Origin of the sequence: Pseudomonas sp. KD5 (genome assembly GCF_012932895.1) — a bacterium.
In the GTDB taxonomy this organism is placed as follows: Bacteria; Pseudomonadota; Gammaproteobacteria; order Pseudomonadales; family Pseudomonadaceae; genus Aquipseudomonas.
Map to the genome: position 1 here is coordinate 223791 of NZ_JDWJ01000010.1, position 18915 is coordinate 242705.

Below are 18915 nucleotides of genomic sequence, written 5' to 3' on the forward strand. Positions count from 1 at the left end.
TCGCCACAAAAGCGTTCGCCGTAGAGTGGAGTCAGGACAAAACAGTCCACAACGCAAAACCGGCATACCAAAGCACCGCCGCGCGCAGCAGCAGTTCCCAGATCCGGTCCAGGCTGTTGATGCCATCCGGGCCGACCACCGGCGCCGGAATTTCACCGGCAACCAGTCCGACCTTCTCTATCAGTTGGGCGGCGCTGATGTTCCAGTTCAGCAGCTCATGCAGCATCACCCGGCTGACCGCGACAAAGTTGCCGACCAGCGCGAAGCTCGCTGCCAGCAACCGCACCGGCACCCAATCGAACGCGTGGCGCAGTTGTGTCGCGCGCTCGACCACGGCCGGGTTTTGCCCATGCTCTTCGGCCAGCGCCAGCAGTCGATAGCTCAGGGCCGCGACCGGGCCCAGCAGGAAGTACCAGAAGATCACCGCGAAAAAGCTCTGATAGGCCTCCCACAGCAAATGCCCTTGCACCCGCTCCAGCAGTTGCTCGCCACTGTCGGCGCAGATATCCAGGTCGCGTTTGGCCACATGGGCGGCAGCCTGCAGGTCTTCCCGGCGCCAGGCATCGCGAAACGGCCCCAGGCCGGCCAGCAGATCGCCACGCCCCAGACTGTAAATCACCACCAACAGGTGCACGGGCAACGCCAGCAAGCCATAGGCCACCGGGTCCAGCACCACCAACAGCAACCCCAGCAGCGCCACCGGCAACAACACCAGCACCACCAGTATCAGCCACGGACGGCTGGTCATGCGTGGGCTCACTTCAAGCTTGTTCAGCTCGCGTACCCAACCCGCATCACGTTGAACCCGATGGCGCAGGGCCGAGAATTTCTCGATCCATACCGCTAACAGCAGCACCAGAAAACTCATTGTTGCTCCTCTTCTTCCTGAGCGGCTTTTGCCAGGGCCGCACGATAGCGTGCCCAGTCAAACGCCGGTCCCGGATCAGTCTTGCGCCCGGGTGCAATGTCGCTATGCCCGCAGATACGTTGTGCGGTGATACCCGTGAAGGCGCTTTGCAGCTGTCGGGTCAGAGTCGTCAACGCCTGATATTGCGCATCGGTAAACGGTAGATCATCCGTGCCTTCAAGCTCGATGCCCACGGAAAAATCGTTACAGGTTTCCCGCCCCTCGAAACACGAAACGCCGGCGTGCCAGGCGCGCTCAAGACAAGAGACAAACTGAGTGACGGTGCCGTCACGTTCAATCAGAAAGTGCGCAGACACCCGCAGGTCGGCGATCCCTGCAAAGTAGGGATGTTCCGTGACATCCAGACGATTCTGGAAAAATTCCTGCACCTTGCCGGTCAGAAACTGCGCGGGCGGCAGACTGATGTTGTGGATCACCAGCAGGGAAATCTCGCCCTCGGGGCGCGCATTGAAGTTGGGCGAAGGGCATAAACGCACACCCTGACACCAACCACTCGCGGGGTCCAACTGCATACAGGCTCCTTCAACGACGACTGTGTTGGCGCCCAGTATGCCGCGATAGGCCCTCGGCGCGCGATCACTTGCCGCGATTGAGACGCCGCAGGTTGCCCAGCACCGATTCCAGCGCCCGATCGAACAGCAAGGTGTCGTCCAGCGTGCGCACCGCGCCACGCCGAAACTCCAGGGCCAGGCCGGTACGGTTGTGCTCCAGCACTTTCATTCCGGTACGGTCGACAAAGATGTACTTGCCGGTGGATTCAATGATTGCCGTCAATTTACAACGCAGGGTGTTTTCCTCGTCTTCCTGAAACTCGACCCAGCACCCCGGGCGCAGTTGATCGACTTGCAGTAGCGCGGCATCATCCTCCGGCAAACGCACCGAGGCCGTTTCGACCGGGCCTTCGTCAGCAGTGCGAAGCACGATTTCCTCCTGCACCTCGACCATCATCGGCCCCTCGACAGGCGTGCTGTTCTGGCTCGGACGTTCAAACAGTTGAACGTGCAGGCCTTCCAGCTCGCTGAAAAACTCGCTGGTAGCGAACGGGTCGAATGCCGAGCTGTTCAGCCCATCGCGCAACGACTTGAGCAACCCTGGCACCAGCGCCAACAAGCGCAGGCTCGCATCGGGTTCGTCATGGCGTTGCACGCTCCAGATCAACTGCTCCATGGTCTGCACATCGGCGTGCCATTCGGCGGACTGATCACCGTGCTTGAGGCCGGTCAGCAACAGCACTTTGCTCCAGGCCTCCTGAACAAACACCACCACGCTGTGCGGCAAAACCTTGCCCACCAACACCTGATTCAACGCCTGCTCGACGCGCTGACGGGCCAGTTCGGTCCTGGCACGGCCTTCTTCGGCGTCTCGGGTGCGCTGCTCCAGCAATTCACTGCGACGACGCTCGTCATTGGTGAAGGCGAGGAAATCCGCCAGCAGTTCGGAAAAGATCGCCGGATCATCGACAAAGTCGTTCAACAAGCGTTGCACCACCTGCTCAATGCGCAGGTACAGACTGTCGCGCTGATGGTCATCGCACTCGCCCCAGCCCATGGCCGCCGCGGCGATTTCGTTGAGCAAGCGCCGGGCGGGATGGCTGCTGCGGCTGAAAAAACTCTTGTCGAGCACCGCGACTTTCAGCATCGGAATCTGCAAGCGGCCAATCAGCGCCTTGAGGGAGTCCGGCAGGTTGCGGTCATCGAGAATGCATTCGAAGAGCATGGCGATCAGGTTGATCACGTCTTCATCGGCCACTCCGACCACCCGCAACCTGCCGCTTTTGACGCTGACCCGGGTCAGCAGCAGTTCGAGCTGGTTGCGCAGGTCGAAGTCGTCCTGAACCGCCAGCGCCGGCACATATTGCTGCAAGTGCGAGAGCAGTCGCAGCAGATCGCGGGTAGAAATGGGCTGGGTCCGGGCACTGACCTCCAGGGTCGGCGCAACGCTGCCGCGCACATGGAGCAGCAACTCCTGCAAGGCGGCGAAGACTTCCTGAACGCCCTCGTCAACCTGTGGATTGCCGCTGCGACTCCCTGCCTCGACAGGGTCGGCGTGAGCACTGGCAGCCGCTCGATCGGTGGCACGTCGCGCCGGGGCGGGCTTGAGGTCCGGCAGCACACCGGTGGCGATCAGCAGTTGATTGGCTTCGGCGTAGAGCTGATCGGCGTTGCTGAGCACGTAGCGCTCGAACAGCTTGAGGATGATCAGCTTGACCTTGATCTCCATCCCCAGGTTGCGCCCCGCCTGCAGGAAATACTCACAGAGCAGCGTCGGCCCCAAGGGGTTGTGCTGTTCGACCAGTTTCTTGCCCAGCAAGGTGCTCAGTCGGGCGGTGAGCTGGTCGAGGGCGAAGCCATCGCGGTTCAGCACTTTGCCGACCATAACCTCCACCGCCACATTACGCTCCATGTCGTCATGGGATAGCGACACCGAGGTATCGAAAGCCAATGCCCGGGGCAAGGCAGCCTGTGAGGTGTCGCACTGCGTGAGCCTGAGGAAAGCCTCGACGAACTGCTCGAGAAAACCGCGCTCGATATTTTTGCGCTTGAGGCGCAAATCGCGCATAGCTTCGAAGAAGATGTTTTGCTCGACATCATTCCGGGCCCGGTCGGCCATTTCGAACAAGGTGTCGTCGGCGTTATCGAACAGCTCCTGCAAACCCTGCTTGAGCTGTTGGGCAGCTTTGTCGCGAACCTGAAGCAGAATCACGGGCAGGCGGGCGAGCAGCGAATGAGTCGCCTGATCGGTAGTCGCCTTGTGCAAAGGCACTACATTCCCGTCGTTGTGCATCCAAGCCTCCTGAAACGGTGATTCTTCGGTTCGGTAAGAAAGATCGAGCACGCTGGCCACACAGCCGGCGTTCAGCGGAGTACATCGCACACCCGCTGTCATTCAATAATCGGGAATCCAAAGGTACGTCAAAGCTATGACGTCAAATGCAAGGCAGAATTATCTGCAAAAGACCTCTCTTGTGCCAGCAGACTCTGCGCTCCCAAAGAAACAGACGTTTATGAAAGACCCTTGCTTAGAGTCAATTGCTCACGCGAATCGACCAAATGCAGGTTTGCGAACGACGGGATGGTTGTTGATGCCTTGGGTTGCCTCGCGCCATGGCCCTATAATCGGGCCACTTTGTTTGTGGAGCCCGTTATGCCGAATCTACGTCTCGCCGATTTGACCGCCGAAATCGAAGCCAACGTGCGCCGTGCGTTGCTCGAGGACATCGGCAGCGGCGACATCACCGCGCAACTGATCCCGGCCGAACGTCTGGCCAAAGCCACCATCATCACCCGCGACGCTGCCGTCATCAGCGGCACTGCATGGGTCGATGCCGTGTTTCGGCAGCTGGATCCGCGGGTCGCCGTGCACTGGCAGGTGAGCGATGGCGAACGGGTGAAACCCAATCAGGCGCTGTTCCACCTCGAAGGCCCGGCACGCTCGCTGCTCACCGGCGAACGCAGCGCACTGAACTTCCTGCAACTGCTCTCGGGCGTGGCCACTCGCGCGCAGTACCTGGCGGATTTCGTCGCCCAAACCCAAGTGAAGTTGCTCGATACCCGCAAAACCCTGCCGGGGCTGCGTCTGGCCCAGAAATACGCCGTGACCTGCGGCGGTTGCTACAACCACCGCATCGGCCTGTATGACGCCTTCCTGATCAAGGAAAACCATATCGCCGCCTGCGGTGGCATCCCTGAGGCTATTGCTGCCGCGCACAAGATCGCTCCGGGCAAACCAGTGGAGATCGAAGTGGAGAACCTGACGGAGCTCAAAGAAGCCCTGGCAGCGGGAGCCGACATCATCATGCTCGATGAACTGAGCCTGGATGACATGCGCGAAGCCGTGCGCCTGAACGCCGGCAAGGCAAAACTGGAGGCCAGTGGCGGCATCAACGAAAGTACGTTGCTGCCGATTGCGCAAACCGGGGTGGATTACATTTCGATTGGTGCGATGACCAAGGATGTGAAGGCCGTAGACCTGTCGATGCGACTGAGTCTCTGATCACACCCCTGATAATGAAAAACGCCAGCCTCATGAAGGCTGGCGTTTTTTTCAGACCACCAGATTGTTCATCTCGCAGTACTCTTCCCACTCGACGCCCAACACCTCGGCCGCCTCCTTGTGCAGTGCCAGGCGCGCGGCCTCGAACTCTTCGGGGCTTGATGTGTACTTGAGCGTCAGTTCCCAAGGCTGCAAACCCTGGGCTTCTGCCTCATCCTCGAACGCCCACTGGATCTGGTCCTTCTGATCGTCGGCAGGCAAGTCCTTGATCTCTTCCAGTAACTGGGGTGCATCCAGTACGTACTTTTTCAGGGCTTCTTCGTGTCTGGCTTCTTGGGTCAATTCTTTAACGGTCATGGCGTTCTCGCTGATCTGGGGAATGGAAGATGGATCTGGATCATCAAGGATCTCTCTGACGCAAAAAAACCGTTTGAAACCCGGTTTGTCTGGCCTTCAGAACCATTCGGGATCATCTGAAAACTGCTGGGCGATGCTCATGCAGGCAACGAATATAGGACGTTTTGCCGACGATTTACACGGCTCTTTACATCTATCCCGCAAAAAGCTGTGTGCAATAGATGCTGGAGACCTCGGGGAACATAAATTCAAATCCCAAGTCATAGCGATGTGCCATATAGGCACTTCACAAGGAACCCCAGTGATGCGCAGTTTTTCGAAGCTTTCGTCTACCCGTCTTGCCGCTGCTACCCTGCTGCTCGGCAGCCTGGCATTGGCCAGCGCAGCTCAAGCGGCTGTCGAAGTCGCCTCTGACCCTGCGCTGTATTCCGACAAAATCTCCGCCCTGCACAATTCATACGGCAAGGACACGCTCGTCAGAACCAGTGTCAGCATCGATGATCTGGAAAACCTGCAAAAAACCGTGAAGGCCAATGCCAGCGAACTGGAAAGCCAGAAGCGCACCATCAGCGAACAGGCCCGTCAGATTGAAGAGCTCAAACGCAACAGTGGTTCCAGCACCAGCTCCAGCAGCAAGGAGATTGATGATCTCAAGCGCACGGTCAATGAACAGGAACGCGACCTGAACACTCTCACCAAACAAGTGGAAGAGCTCAATCGCAACAGCGGTTCCAGCTCCAGCTCGAACAACAGCGAGATCTCCAGCCTGAAACAGAAGATCAACGACCAGGATCGCGCGACGGATCAGCTCAAGCGCACCGTCGAGGAGCTGAGCAGAAAGGTGAAGTAAGCGGGGGGGGGGGGGGAAATGGTGCCCGAGACAGGAATCGAACCTGCGACCTTCGCGTTACGAGTGCGCTGCTCTACCGGCTGAGCTACACGGGCTGTGGGCTAAACCTAGCACTGGTCTCGATGTCCGGCAACTTCGCACACCGCAAAATGGAAAGATCTTTCCTGCACAAAAAAATGCCCCGCCGTTTTCACGGCGGGGCATTTTTTATAACGTTGAAGCGGTTGGCGCGGGGGTAATTAAACGCCCGAAGCCTTGGCCGCTGCTACGTCTTTGATGGACAGCTTGATACGGCCGCGGTTGTCCACGTCCAGTACCAGAACTTCCACTTCCTGGCCTTCTTTCAGGATGTCGGTCACTTTCTCTACACGAGCATCGCTCAGCATCGAGATGTGAACCAGACCGTCCTTGCCTGGCAGGATGTTAACGAATGCGCCGAAGTCGACGATGCGCTCAACCTTACCTACGTAGATCTTGCCGATTTCAGCTTCAGCGGTGATGCCCAGAACGCGCTGACGTGCAGCTTCAGCCGCTTCCTTGGTTTCGCCGAAGATCTTGATCGAGCCGTCGTCTTCGATGTCGATCGAAGCCTTGGTCTCTTCACAGATCGCACGAATGGTCGCGCCGCCTTTACCGATGACATCACGGATTTTGTCGGTGTCGATTTTCATCGCGATCATGGTCGGAGCGTTTTCCGACAGTTCGGTACGCGACTGGCCAATGATCTGGTTCATCTGACCGAGGATGTTCAGGCGCGCTTCCAGGGCTTGGCCCAGAGCGATTTCCATGATTTCTTCGGTGATGCCCTTGATCTTGATGTCCATCTGCAGCGCGGTAACACCTTTGGCGGTACCGGCTACTTTGAAGTCCATGTCGCCCAGGTGGTCTTCGTCACCCAGGATGTCAGTCAGGACGGCGAATTTCTCGCCTTCTTTAACCAGACCCATGGCGATACCGGCAACCGGTGCCTTCATCGGTACACCGGCGTCCATCAGCGCCAGGGAAGCGCCGCAGACCGAAGCCATGGAGCTCGAACCGTTGGACTCAGTGATTTCCGATACGACACGGATGGTGTACGGGAACACGTCGGCAGCAGGCAGCATGGCCTGAACCGAACGACGGGCCAGACGGCCGTGACCGATTTCGCGACGACCAGCGCCACCCATGCGACCACACTCGCCTACCGAGAACGGAGGGAAGTTGTAGTGCAGCATGAACGGGTCTTTTTTCTCGCCTTCCAGGGTGTCCAGCAGCTGTGCGTCACGGGCGGTGCCCAGTGTCGCGACGACCAGAGCCTGGGTTTCGCCACGGGTGAACAGTGCCGAACCGTGGGTCTTCGGCAGAACACCCACTTCGATGTTCAGCGGACGTACGGTGCGGGTGTCGCGGCCGTCGATACGTGGCTTGCCGTTAACGATGTTTTCGCGAACGGTGCGGTATTCGATTTCGCCGAAAGCAGCTTTGACGTCAGCAGCGGAAGGCTGGCCTTCTTCACCGGACAGCTTGGCAACCACTTGGTCTTTCAGTTCGCCCAAGCGAGCGTAACGGTCGGCCTTGATGGTGATGGTGTAAGCCTGGGAGATCGCTTCGCCGAACTCGGCACGGATAGCACCCAGCAGAGCAGTGGCTTCTGGCTGAGGAGCCCAGGCCCAGGTCGGCTTGGCAGCTTCAGCGGCCAGTTCTTTAACGGCGTTGATCACCACCTGGAACTCGTCGTGAGCAAACAGTACCGCGCCCAGCATCTGGTCTTCGGTCAGCTCTTTGGCTTCCGATTCAACCATCAACACGGCTTCCGAAGTACCGGCAACGACCATGTCCAGGCTCGAAGCTTTCAGTTGCTCGTAAGTCGGGTTCAGCAGGTAGCCGGTGCTTTCGTGGAACGCAACGCGGGCAGCGCCGATCGGGCCATCGAAAGGAATGCCGGAGATAGCCAGCGCAGCCGAGGTACCGATCATCGCAGCGATGTCCGGATCGGTCTTCTTGCTGGTGGAAACGACGGTGCAGACAACCTGCACTTCGTTCATGAAACCTTCAGGGAACAGTGGACGGATCGGACGGTCGATCAGTCGGGAAGTCAGGGTTTCTTTCTCGGAAGGACGGCCTTCACGCTTGAAGAAACCGCCAGGGATCTTGCCGGCGGCGTAAGTCTTTTCCTGGTAGTGAACAGACAGAGGGAAGAAGCCCTTGCCTGGATCGGCTTGTTTGGCACCGACTACGGTCACCAATACGCTGACGTCGTCGTCAACGGTGACCAATACTGCGCCGGAGGCCTGACGGGCGATACGGCCAGTCTCGAGGGTAACGGTCGACTGACCGAACTGGAATTTTTTGATTACCGGGTTCACGGTGTCCTACCTTCTTTGTGGCTCTTGGGGGAACTTGTCTTCTTGCGAAATTCGTGGGCAACGCCGGGAATCGGCCCGACTGTCATTGTCCAGGGTAAAACTATTGTCCAGATAAAACTTGAGGCTGGGAGCCTGCCATGTACCTGCGGGAAACCCGCTGGCACACAGCAAACAACCAACCTCTAGCGCAATCGCTTATTAGCGACGCAGACCCAGGCGAGCGATCAGAGCGCTGTAACGGCTCACGTCCTTGCCTTTCAGGTAGTCCAGCAGCTTACGACGCTGGTTAACCATGCGGATCAGACCACGACGGGAGTGGTGATCTTTACCGTTGGCCTTGAAGTGACCTTGCAGTTTGTTGATGTTGGCGGTCAGCAGTGCAACTTGCACTTCTGGCGAACCAGTGTCACCAACAGCTTGCTGGTAGTCAGCTACGATTTGAGCTTTTTCTTGAACGTCGAGAGCCATGAGGCAATCCTTTTATCAGGAAACTGTTTCAGAAAAACAGTTTCAACAGGCCAGGGACAAATCCCTGTATCTAAAAATGAGTAGTGACCGTGCCTGTTAACAGCCACCCTCGTTCGGTCATTCTGACCGAATCAGTCGACGTGGCGCGATGCGCCCGTCTTCGCTCACTTCACCGATACCGATGAAGCGACCATTGTGATCCTGTACCCGCACCATGCCAAATTTCGGTGCATCCGGGGCACGTACCGGCTGGCCGTTGAGCCAGTAGAACGCGCTCGCTTCCGAGAACTGCAACAGTGGCCAATCCAGCAGGCCGCTGTCCGATGGCATCAGGAAGCGGTCGACCGCTTCGTTGCCGCCTTCGGCATGTACCGCTTCCAGCTCTTCCAGAGTGACGGTCTGTGCAAGCGTGAAAGGCCCGGCCTGGGTACGTCGCAATTCAGCCACGTAAGCGCCACAACCGAGTTGCTCACCGATATCCTCCACCAGGGTACGGATATAGGTGCCTTTGCTGCAATCCACCGCAAGCCGCGCAGTATCACCCTCAAAGGCCAGTAATTCCAAGCGCGCAATAGTAACAGAACGCGGTTCGCGCTCCACTACTTCACCTGCACGGGCCAGCTTGTACAGCGGCTGCCCATCGCGCTTGAGTGCCGAGTACATCGGCGGTATCTGACTGATTTGCCCACGAAATTTCGGCAACACAGCTTCGATATCGGCACGACCAACGGTCACCGGACGTTCCAGCAAAACCTCACCTTCGGCATCCGCCGTGGTGGTGGTCTTGCCCAGTTGCGCCAGGGTTTCATAACCTTTGTCGGAATCGAGCAGGTATTGCGAGAACTTGGTGGCCTCGCCGAAGCACAACGGCAACACGCCGGTGGCCAGCGGATCGAGACTGCCGGTGTGCCCGGCCTTCTCGGCATTGAGCAACCAGCGGACCTTCTGCAACGCCGCGTTGGAAGTGAACCCCAACGGCTTGTCGAGCAGGATGATACCGCTGACGTTACGACGGATACGTTTGACCTGAGCCACCGATTACTCCTTGGCGTCTTCGGGTTCAGCCGCTACCGGGTGCTGACTGTCTTCAGCCACCGCGCGTTCGATCAGGGCCGACAGGTGCGCACCACGCACGACACTTTCGTCGTAATGGAAGTGCAACTGTGGAACGCTGCGCAATTTCATCTCGCGAGCCAACTGCATGCGCAGGAAACCGGCGGCGGAGTTGAGCACCTTGATGCTTTGCGCGATGTCGTCGCGGCTGTCCTGCCCCATCACAGTGATGAAGATCTTGGCGTGGCCGACGTCACGGCTGACTTCAACAGCGGTAATGGTGACCAGCCCGACGCGCGGGTCTTTGACTTCACGACGGATCAGCTGTGCCAGCTCACGCTGCATCTGATCGCCGATACGTTGGGTACGGCTATATTCTTTTGCCATGTCTTGTTACCTGTTACTGCCCCACGGTGAAACCCGAAGGGTCTGAAAGCGGCAAACGCCCGGCCTGACAAAAGCCAGACCGGGCGTTGCGTTTAGAGTCCGACTGATGCGCCGCGCAATTGCATGCGGCTGGCCATCATGGCTCTTGAAGTGCGCGAGTTAGAGGCTGCGAGCAACCTGGACCTTCTCGAATACTTCGATCTTGTCACCGACCTTGACGTCGTTGTAGCTCTTCACGCCGATACCACATTCCATGCCGGCACGTACTTCGGAAGCGTCATCCTTGAAGCGGCGCAGGGATTCCAGCTCGCCTTCGAAGATAACGATGTCTTCACGCAGTACACGGATTGGACGGTTACGGTGAACAACACCTTCGATAACCATGCAACCGGCGATCGCGCCAAACTTCGGCGAACGGAACACGTCACGCACTTCAGCGGTACCCAGGATGTTCTCGCGAACATCGCTGCCCAGCATACCGGTAAGGGCTTTCTTGACGTCTTCGATGATGTCGTAGATCACGTTGTAGTAACGCATATCCAGACCTTCCTGCTCGACGATCTTGCGAGCGCCGGCATCGGCACGCACGTTGAAGCCGAACAGTACAGCGTTGGAGGCCAGTGCCAGGTTGGCGTCGGATTCGGTGATACCACCGACACCGCCACCGACCACACGCACTTGCACTTCGTCGTTACCCAGGCCATTCAAGGCACCGTTCAACGCTTCCAGCGAACCACGGACGTCGGATTTGAGGACGATGTTGAGCGTCTTCTTCTCTTCCTGACCCATGTTCTCGAAGATGTTTTCAAGCTTGCCGGCGTGAGCACGGGCCAGTTTGACTTCGCGGAACTTGCCTTGACGGAACAGAGCCACTTCACGGGCTTTCTTCTCGTCAGCAACTACGCTCATCTCGTCGCCAGCGTCCGGAGTACCGTCCAGGCCGAGGATCTCGACAGGGATGGAAGGACCGGCTTCCTTGATTGGCTTGCCGTTCTCGTCGAGCATGGCGCGAACGCGGCCATAGTTCGAACCGACCAGCACCATGTCGCCCTGGCGCAAGGTACCGTCTTGAACCAGAACGGTTGCAACCGGACCACGACCTTTGTCGAGACGCGATTCAACCACAACACCACGACCAGGGGCCGATGGGGTTGCTTTCAGTTCGAGAACTTCAGCTTGCAGCAGAACAGCTTCGAGCAACTCGTCCACGCCGGTACCGACTTTCGCCGAAACCGATACGAACGGGGTGTCGCCGCCCCACTCTTCCGAAGTCACGCCGTGAACCGACAATTCGCTACGGATGCGATCGAGATCGGCGCCCGGCTTGTCGATTTTGTTCACTGCAACAACCAGAGGTACGCCAGCCGCCTGAGCGTGCTGAACAGCTTCAACGGTCTGCGGCATTACGCCGTCGTCCGCTGCAACCACCAGGATCACGATGTCGGTCGCCTTGGCACCACGGGCACGCATGGCGGTAAACGCGGCGTGACCAGGGGTGTCGAGGAAGGTGACCATGCCGCGTTCGGTTTCAACGTGGTACGCACCGATGTGCTGGGTAATACCACCGGCTTCGCCAGCAGCTACCTTGGCACGACGGATGTAGTCGAGCAGCGAGGTCTTACCGTGGTCAACGTGACCCATTACGGTCACAACTGGTGCACGGGAGAACGTCTCACCTTCAAACTTCAGGGACTCGGCCAGGGAGTCTTCCAGGGCGGTGTCGCTGACCAGGGTCACTTTGTGGCCCAGCTCTTCGGCAACCAGTTGGGCAGTTTCCTGATCCAGTACCTGGTTGATGGTCGCTGGGGTACCCAGTTTGAACATGAACTTGATGATTTCAGCAGCCTTGACCGACATCTGCTGGGCAAGATCGCCAACAGTGATGGTCTCGCCGATCTTCACTTCGCGCACAACAGGGCCGGTTGGGCTCTGGAAACCGTGGGCGTTGCGCTTCTTCAGCTTGGCCTTGCCGCGACCACCACGACGGAAGCCATCGCTTTCTTCGTCGGTAGTACGTGGGGCAACGCGTGGAGCAGGCGCTTTTTCCTTGACCGAAGCACGATGCGGAGCGTTTTTGCGCTCGCCATCGCCACTGCCACGACGATTGCTATCGTCGGCACGTGGTTTGTCCGGACGACGCTGCTCGTCGCGCTTGCGAGTGTCGGCTGCAGGTGCAGCGGCCACGACCGGGGCGCTTTCACGCACAGGTTCGGCAACTGCAACAGGCGCTGCGACAGCTTCGACAGGAGCGGTTTGCGCAGCAGCAGGCTGGCGACGCGCTTCTTCTTCGGCGCGACGCTTGGCTTCTTCTTCAGCCTTCTGACGTGCAGCATTTTCTACTGCGCGACGTTCTTCCAGTTCGCGTTTGCGCTCGGCTTCGATTTCTTCCGGGCTGCGCTGCACGAAGACTTTCTTCTTGCGTACTTCAACGCTGATGCTTTTGCTGCCAGCAACACGCAGGGTGCTGGTGGTTTTACGCTGCAGCGTGATCTTGCGTGGTTCTTCCACTTTCGCCTTGTGGCTGCTTTTCAAGTGAGTCAGCAAAGATTGCTTCTCACTGTCAGTCACATGTTCTTCGGCGGCGGTGTGCGGCAGACCTGCCTCACGCATCTGCTGCAACAGGCGCTCTACCGGTGTTTTGACCTCATCGGCCAGTTGTTTCACCGTGACTTGCGTCATGCACTTCTCTCCTCAGGCCGCGCCTAATTACTCGAACCAGTGGGCTCGGGCGGCCATGATCAACTTGCCGGCACGATCATCGTCAATGCCGTCGATGTCGAGCAGGTCGTCAATAGACTGCTCGGCCAGGTCTTCGCGGGTAATTACGCCGCGCACCGCCAGTTCCATCGCCAAATCCTTGTCCATGCCCTCAAGCGAGAGCAGGTCTTCGGCCGGATGGGCGTCTGCCAGCTTTTCCTCAGTAGCGATGGCTTTGGTCAACAAACGATCCTTGGCGCGAGCGCGAAGCTCGTTGACGGTTTCTTCGTCAAAGCCGTCGATGTTGAGCATTTCTTCCAACGGTACGTAGGCAATCTCTTCCAGGCTGGTGAAACCTTCATCTACCAGCACCTGTGCCAGGTCTTCGTCGACTTCCAGCTCGTCGATGAAGTTGCGCAGGATGTCGCCGGTTTCTGCTTGTTGCTTAGCCTGGATGTCCGATTCGGTCATCACGTTCAGGGTCCAGCCAGTCAACTGGCTAGCCAGACGCACGTTCTGACCACCGCGACCGATGGCCTGAGCCAGATTGTCTGCGCCAACGGCGATGTCCATTGCATGGGCATCTTCGTCAACGATAATTGCCGCCACTTCAGCCGGCGACATTGCATTGATCACGAACTGAGCAGGGTTATCGTCCCACAGGACGATGTCCACACGCTCACCGCCCAACTCGCCGGACACTGCCTGGACGCGCGAACCGCGCATACCGATGCAAGCGCCTTGCGGATCGATGCGTTTGTCTTTGGAGCGGACCGCGATCTTGGCACGCGAACCCGGGTCACGGGATGCAGCCATTACTTCGATCAGGCCTTCAGCGATTTCCGGCACTTCGATGCGGAACAGCTCGATCAGCATTTCCGGCGCGGTACGCGACAGGATCAGCTGCGGGCCGCGGTTCTCGGTGCGGATTTCCTTGAGCAGCGCACGCAGACGCACGCCAACCCGGAAGGTTTCGCGAGAGATGATGTCTTCACGGGCCAGCAACGCTTCCGCGTTATTGCCCAGGTCGACGATCACGTTGTCGCGGGTGACTTTCTTCACGGTGCCGGAGATGATTTCCCCCAGACGCTCGCGATAGGCATCAACGACTTGAGCACGCTCGGCTTCGCGAACTTTCTGCACGATGACTTGCTTGGCAGTCTGTGCAGCAATGCGGCCGAACTCGATGGATTCGATTTTTTCTTCGACAACGTCACCGACCTTGGCGCCAGGATGCGTTTGCGCAACCTTGCTCGGCCAGGTTTCGATAGCCGGATCGTCCAGATCTGCTTCTTCGACGACCGTCCAGCGACGGAATGTCTCGTAAGCACCGGTGTGGCGATTGATTTCCACACGCAGATCGACTTCGTCCTCGAAACGCTTTTTGGTAGCAGTGGCCAGAGCCAGCTCCAGCGCTTCAAAAATTACGTTTGCCGGTACGCCCTTTTCATTGGATACCGACTCAACAACCAGCAGTACTTCTTTGCTCATCGTACGCCTCGCCTTTCGCAAGCCATTGGATCCGCGGGATCCGCGTCTCAGTCAAAACTGGGAATAATGTTGGCCTTGTCGATCATATCGATCGGCAACAGGAACTCATGGTCTTCAACCTGCACCACGACGTCCTGCTCTTCTACACCGCGCAGAAGGCCCTGAAAGTTGCGTCGACCTTCAAAAGGCGAGCGCAGCTTGATCTTCACTTGTTCACCGGCAAATTTTGCAAACTGCTCAAGAGTGAACAGTGGGCGTTCCATGCCAGGCGAGGAAACTTCAAGGGTGTATTCAACGGAGATTGGATCTTCAACATCCAGCACACCGCTGATCTGGCGACTGACGATGGCACAATCGTCCACCAGCACGCCGCCTTCTTTATCGATATAAACGCGCAACATTGAGTGGCGACCTTGAGCCGAAAACTCAATACCCCAGCATTCATAGCCTAGGGCCACGACCACCGGGGCCAGCAAGGCCTGCAACTCTTCTAGCTTGCTCGACACCTGAACCCCCTCGTGCATGTATGTGCATGCTATGCAAAATAAAAAAATGGGCGAAACGCCCATCCTTGAAACGCCGCCGAATAGCGGCGTTGAAAGTGTCCAGCTAACAAAAAGCCCCTGAAAAGGGGCTCCTTAAACTGGTTGCGGGGGCCGGATTTGAACCGACGACCTTCGGGTTATGAGCCCGACGAGCTACCAGACTGCTCCACCCCGCGACAAAGCTGGGGCGGAAGTATACGACCGATCCCTGACAGGGTCAATGTAACCTTCCACCTACAAGAAAGCCCGCAACAGCGGGCTCTCCTGATAATTGGTACCGAGAAGGGGACTCGAACCCCTACACCCTATGGGCACAACCACCTCAAGGTTGCGTGTCTACCAATTCCACCACCTCGGCAATACTACGTTTGAAACTCTTCTTACTTCTGCTCTTGAGCTGGAGGCACGTCAGTCGCTGGAGTAGCCGACTTTTGCTCTTGAAGCACCGGGACATCATCAGAAGCCGGTTTTTGCTTTGGAACTTCCAACACTGCTGGGTTTGGCAAACCTACTTGAGTCAGCTGGTGAGCTTTCTCTTTAGCAAAGTAACCTAACCCCAAGCTGGTCATGAAGAAACCGGCGGCAAGTATAGCAGTAAACTTACTAAGAAAGGTAGAGGTACCTTGGCTTCCGAACACAGTATTTGAAGCACCTGCTCCGAAAGATGCACCAGCGTCCGCACCTTTACCCTGCTGCAGCAATACCAGAGCAACTACGCCCAACGCACCCAGCAGATGAAAAACGACTACGACTGTTTCCAGCATTTTTTCAGTTTCCCGCGGCGCGACAAATCGCACCGAACTCATCTGCATTCAGGGAAGCTCCACCAATGAGCCCCCCATCGATATCCGGCATGCCGAACAGTTCGGCCGCATTGGCCGCCTTCACGCTGCCGCCGTATAGAAGCCGCACACCTTGTGCGACCTCAGAATTCTCTGCCGCCAACTGGGCGCGAATGGCTGCGTGCACATCCTGCGCTTGTTGCGGCGAAGCAGTCAGCCCGGTACCAATGGCCCAGACCGGCTCGTAAGCAATTACTGCCTTTGCAAAAGCACCAACACCCAGCTCCTCGATGATGCTGCCCAGCTGACGCCCGACAACCTCAAGAGTTTTTCCAGCTTCGCGCTGCTCGAGGGTTTCCCCTACACACAACACCGGAATCAAGCCACACGCCTGTGCTGCCGCAAATTTGCGATTCAGCGTCCCGTCGAGCTCGCCCATTATCTGGCGGCGCTCGGAGTGCCCGACAAGCACCAGGGAACAACCTGCATCCACTAACTGACTCGGTGAAATTTCACCTGTCAACGCACCCTGCCCGGATTCAATCGCAGAGTTCTGCGCGCCGACCGAAATCGACTTCCCTTGCAAACCATCAATCACTTGATTGATATACAAGCAAGGCGGGAACACCGCAACATCAACACCGCTCGGCAAGGCCAGATGACGAAGGCCGTCGATCAGCTCAGCGACGCTGGCGCGGGTACCGTGCATCTTCCAGTTACCAGCTACCATAGGGCGACGCATGCTGTACCTCGTCGGTCAAAGTGGGCGCAGATGTTACCCAACACAATCATGGCTGGCAAGCCGAAATCAGGCAGAAACTTCAGTTACCAGTTTTGCCAGCTCTTCGGCGTAATCGCGAACCTGCGTTTCGTCCTCGCCTTCGACCATGACACGCACCAGCGGCTCTGTCCCGGACTTGCGCAACAACACGCGCCCGCGACCCGCCATCGCTTGAGTGACACGATCACTGGCCTCCTTGACAGTCGGATGCTCAAGCGGGCTCACACCACCGCCAAACCGCACATTGATCAACACCTGAGGGCACTTGCGCAACGCCTGACGCGACTGAGCCAGGCCTTCTGCGCGCCGCTTCAACGCCATCAAGACCTGCAATGCAGCAATGATCGCATCACCGGTAGTGGTGTGACTGAAGCAGACAATGTGCCCCGAGTTTTCACCGCCCACCAGCCAATCGCGCTCCAGCAACTCGGAGATGACGTAACGGTCACCAACGTTGGCCCGCACAAAAGGAATCGCCAGATCCGCCAGGGCCAACTCCAGCCCCAGGTTACTCATCAGCGTACCGACCACACCGCCCTGCAACTTGCCACGCTCTTGCAGATCGCGAGCGATGATGAACAGCAGCTCGTCACCATCGACGACAGCACCGGTGTGATCAACCATCTGCACCCGATCACCATCACCGTCGAAGGCAATACCCAAATCGGCGTGCTCGGCCAGTACGGCCGCTTGCAGCGGCGCCATATGGGTCGAACCGCAATTATCATTGATGTTCAGGCCGTTGGGATGGGCAGAAAGCACAACGACATCAGCCCCCAACTCACGGAACACGCTAGGCGCCACTTTATAAGTCGCGCCGTGAGCACAATCGAGCACGATCTTCAGGCCGGCAAAACTGGTGCCGGTGGGAACGCTGCTCTTGCAGAATTCGATATAACGGCCCGAGGCATCGTTGATTCGCGACACTTTGCCGATCTTGCTCGACTCAACCACGGTCATCGGGGTGTCTAGCAGCTCTTCGATCATCAGCTCGACTTCATCCGGGAGCTTGGTGCCCTTACCAGAGAAAAACTTGATGCCGTTGTCGTCATGAGGGTTATGCGAAGCGCTGATCACGATGCCGGCTTCGGCATGAAAGGTCCGCGTCAAATAGGCGATGGCCGGAGTCGGCATTGGCCCCAACAGCATCACATCAGCACCGGCCGAGGTCAGCCCAGCCTCAAGCGCCGACTCGAACATGTAACCGGAGATACGGGTGTCCTTGCCCACGAGCACCTTGCAGGCGCCCATGCTGCGAAATGCCATGCCTGCCGCCCAGCCAAGCTTGAGCATGAAATCAGGAGTGATCGGGTATTGACCGACCCGACCACGAATGCCGTCGGTGCCAAAGTATTTCTTACTCATAAGTACTCCATCTTTCTTATTCAGCTGATTCTACGGCGGCAATCATCCGCACTACGTCGACCGTTTCCGCTACATCATGGACGCGCAATATACGCGCACCTTTGACCGAAGCCAGCGCCGCAAGTGCCAGACCACCATGCAGACGCTCTCCCACAGGTCGTTTCAAGGCCTGGCCGATCATGCTCTTTCGCGAAACACCGACCAACAGAGGCCGCCCCAAGGCATGCAGGGCCTCCATATGCTTAAACAAACTTAGATTGTGCTGCAGGGTTTTCGCGAAGCCGAAGCCCGGATCAAGAATGATCCGCTCAGCAGGGATACCTACCGATGCACACTGAACCATGCGTTCTGCAAGAAACTCGCCGACCTCTTTCGTAACATCCTGGTACTGAGGGTTGTCCTGCATGTCGCCCGGCTCGCCGAGCATATGCATCAGGCACACCGGCAAACCGGTGGCCGCCGCTGCATCCAGAGCACCATCTCGACGCAACGAGCGCACGTCATTGATCAACCCTGCCCCCAACCTTGCGGTTTCACGCATGACGGCAGGCGTGGAGGTATCGACCGAGATAATCACATCCAGTTCGCGACTGATGCGCTCAACGATAGGCGCTACGCGCTCGAGCTCTTCAAGCGGCGAAACGGCCCTGGCACCGGGCCGGGTCGATTCACCACCGACGTCGATCAGCGTCGCACCGGCCGCCACCATCGCCTCGGCGTGGCGCAGGGCCGCGTCCAGCTGGCTGTATCGGCCGCCATCGGAAAAGGAATCGGGAGTGACATTGAGAATGCCCATGACATGCGTCTGGGCCAAATCAAGAACCCGGTTGCCGCAAGGCAACCGGGTCGAGGACTGAACAGAAGTCATTTCAA

General features: G+C 57.9%; 17 protein-coding genes and 3 tRNA genes. 2 read left to right on the top strand and 18 right to left on the bottom strand.

The genetic code is table 11. From position 1 onward, the window contains the following. Window positions 1–31 precede the first annotated feature (31 nt). The 3 genes from ampE to AF70_RS22315 form a co-directional block, all read right to left on the bottom strand. Window positions 32–868, bottom strand: a complete 837-nt coding sequence (gene ampE / locus AF70_RS22305) for a regulatory signaling modulator protein AmpE (protein WP_028939911.1) — start codon at window positions 866–868, stop codon at window positions 32–34. After that, window positions 865–1440: a 1,6-anhydro-N-acetylmuramyl-L-alanine amidase AmpD gene (gene ampD / locus AF70_RS22310; protein ID WP_028939912.1), complete on the bottom strand. Its 576-nt coding sequence runs from the start codon at window positions 1438–1440 to the stop codon at window positions 865–867. Before ampD ends, ampE begins: the two co-directional genes overlap by 4 nt. A gap of 64 nt (window positions 1441–1504) precedes the next feature. Then, window positions 1505–3712 (bottom strand): DUF1631 domain-containing protein, encoded by a 2208-nt coding sequence (locus AF70_RS22315; protein WP_028939913.1) that lies wholly within the window; start codon window positions 3710–3712, stop codon window positions 1505–1507. Between the two features lie 360 nt (window positions 3713–4072). Between AF70_RS22315 and nadC the strand changes: the two genes are divergently transcribed. Continuing rightward, entirely contained in the window at window positions 4073–4921 is an 849-nt protein-coding gene (nadC, locus tag AF70_RS22320) for a carboxylating nicotinate-nucleotide diphosphorylase (protein ID WP_019582448.1), read from the top strand. A 51-nt stretch (window positions 4922–4972) separates the two neighbouring features. On the opposite strand, the gene AF70_RS22325 is transcribed toward nadC, so the two are convergent. After that, window positions 4973–5278, bottom strand: a complete 306-nt coding sequence (locus AF70_RS22325) for a DUF6388 family protein (protein WP_019582449.1) — start codon at window positions 5276–5278, stop codon at window positions 4973–4975. A gap of 304 nt (window positions 5279–5582) precedes the next feature. Between AF70_RS22325 and AF70_RS22330 the strand changes: the two genes are divergently transcribed. Beyond that, on the top strand, window positions 5583–6128 hold the full coding sequence (locus AF70_RS22330; protein WP_019582450.1) for a hypothetical protein: 546 nt from the start codon (window positions 5583–5585) through the stop codon (window positions 6126–6128). Between the two features lie 19 nt (window positions 6129–6147). Here AF70_RS22330 and AF70_RS22335 read toward each other — a convergent pair. From AF70_RS22335 to folP, 14 genes are all read right to left on the bottom strand, one after another. After that, window positions 6148–6223: transfer RNA gene (locus AF70_RS22335), tRNA-Thr, on the bottom strand. A 144-nt stretch (window positions 6224–6367) separates the two neighbouring features. Then, window positions 6368–8473, bottom strand: a complete 2106-nt coding sequence (gene pnp / locus AF70_RS22340) for a polyribonucleotide nucleotidyltransferase (protein WP_018929489.1) — start codon at window positions 8471–8473, stop codon at window positions 6368–6370. A gap of 198 nt (window positions 8474–8671) precedes the next feature. Further along, a complete protein-coding gene (rpsO, locus tag AF70_RS22345) occupies window positions 8672–8941 on the bottom strand; it encodes a 30S ribosomal protein S15 (protein ID WP_011332409.1) in 270 nt (89 codons plus the stop codon). 117 nt (window positions 8942–9058) lie between these two features. Next, complete coding sequence (gene truB, locus AF70_RS22350) at window positions 9059–9976, bottom strand: tRNA pseudouridine(55) synthase TruB (protein WP_007933551.1); 918 nt, start codon at window positions 9974–9976, stop codon at window positions 9059–9061. A gap of 3 nt (window positions 9977–9979) precedes the next feature. Continuing rightward, window positions 9980–10381, bottom strand: coding sequence for a 30S ribosome-binding factor RbfA (gene rbfA, locus AF70_RS22355; protein ID WP_028939914.1), 402 nt, complete (start codon window positions 10379–10381; stop codon window positions 9980–9982). A 159-nt stretch (window positions 10382–10540) separates the two neighbouring features. Then, window positions 10541–13060, bottom strand: a complete 2520-nt coding sequence (gene infB, locus AF70_RS22360; RefSeq protein WP_019582451.1) for a translation initiation factor IF-2 — start codon at window positions 13058–13060, stop codon at window positions 10541–10543. 27 nt (window positions 13061–13087) lie between these two features. Further along, on the bottom strand, window positions 13088–14569 hold the full coding sequence (nusA, locus tag AF70_RS22365; RefSeq protein WP_007933547.1) for a transcription termination factor NusA: 1482 nt from the start codon (window positions 14567–14569) through the stop codon (window positions 13088–13090). A gap of 47 nt (window positions 14570–14616) precedes the next feature. Next, on the bottom strand, window positions 14617–15075 hold the full coding sequence (gene rimP / locus AF70_RS22370) for a ribosome maturation factor RimP (RefSeq protein WP_007973115.1): 459 nt from the start codon (window positions 15073–15075) through the stop codon (window positions 14617–14619). A gap of 138 nt (window positions 15076–15213) precedes the next feature. Further along, a tRNA-Met gene (locus tag AF70_RS22375) sits at window positions 15214–15290 on the bottom strand. Between the two features lie 96 nt (window positions 15291–15386). Next, window positions 15387–15472, bottom strand: a tRNA-Leu gene (locus tag AF70_RS22380). Between the two features lie 22 nt (window positions 15473–15494). Then, window positions 15495–15878 (bottom strand): preprotein translocase subunit SecG, encoded by a 384-nt coding sequence (gene secG / locus AF70_RS22385; protein ID WP_018929487.1) that lies wholly within the window; start codon window positions 15876–15878, stop codon window positions 15495–15497. 4 nt (window positions 15879–15882) lie between these two features. Beyond that, window positions 15883–16638, bottom strand: coding sequence for a triose-phosphate isomerase (gene tpiA / locus AF70_RS22390; protein ID WP_007933541.1), 756 nt, complete (start codon window positions 16636–16638; stop codon window positions 15883–15885). A 66-nt stretch (window positions 16639–16704) separates the two neighbouring features. Further along, on the bottom strand, window positions 16705–18042 hold the full coding sequence (gene glmM / locus AF70_RS22395) for a phosphoglucosamine mutase (RefSeq protein ID WP_019582453.1): 1338 nt from the start codon (window positions 18040–18042) through the stop codon (window positions 16705–16707). A 16-nt stretch (window positions 18043–18058) separates the two neighbouring features. Then, a complete protein-coding gene (gene folP, locus AF70_RS22400) occupies window positions 18059–18910 on the bottom strand; it encodes a dihydropteroate synthase (protein WP_028939915.1) in 852 nt (283 codons plus the stop codon). Between the last annotated feature and the right edge of the window lie 5 nt (window positions 18911–18915).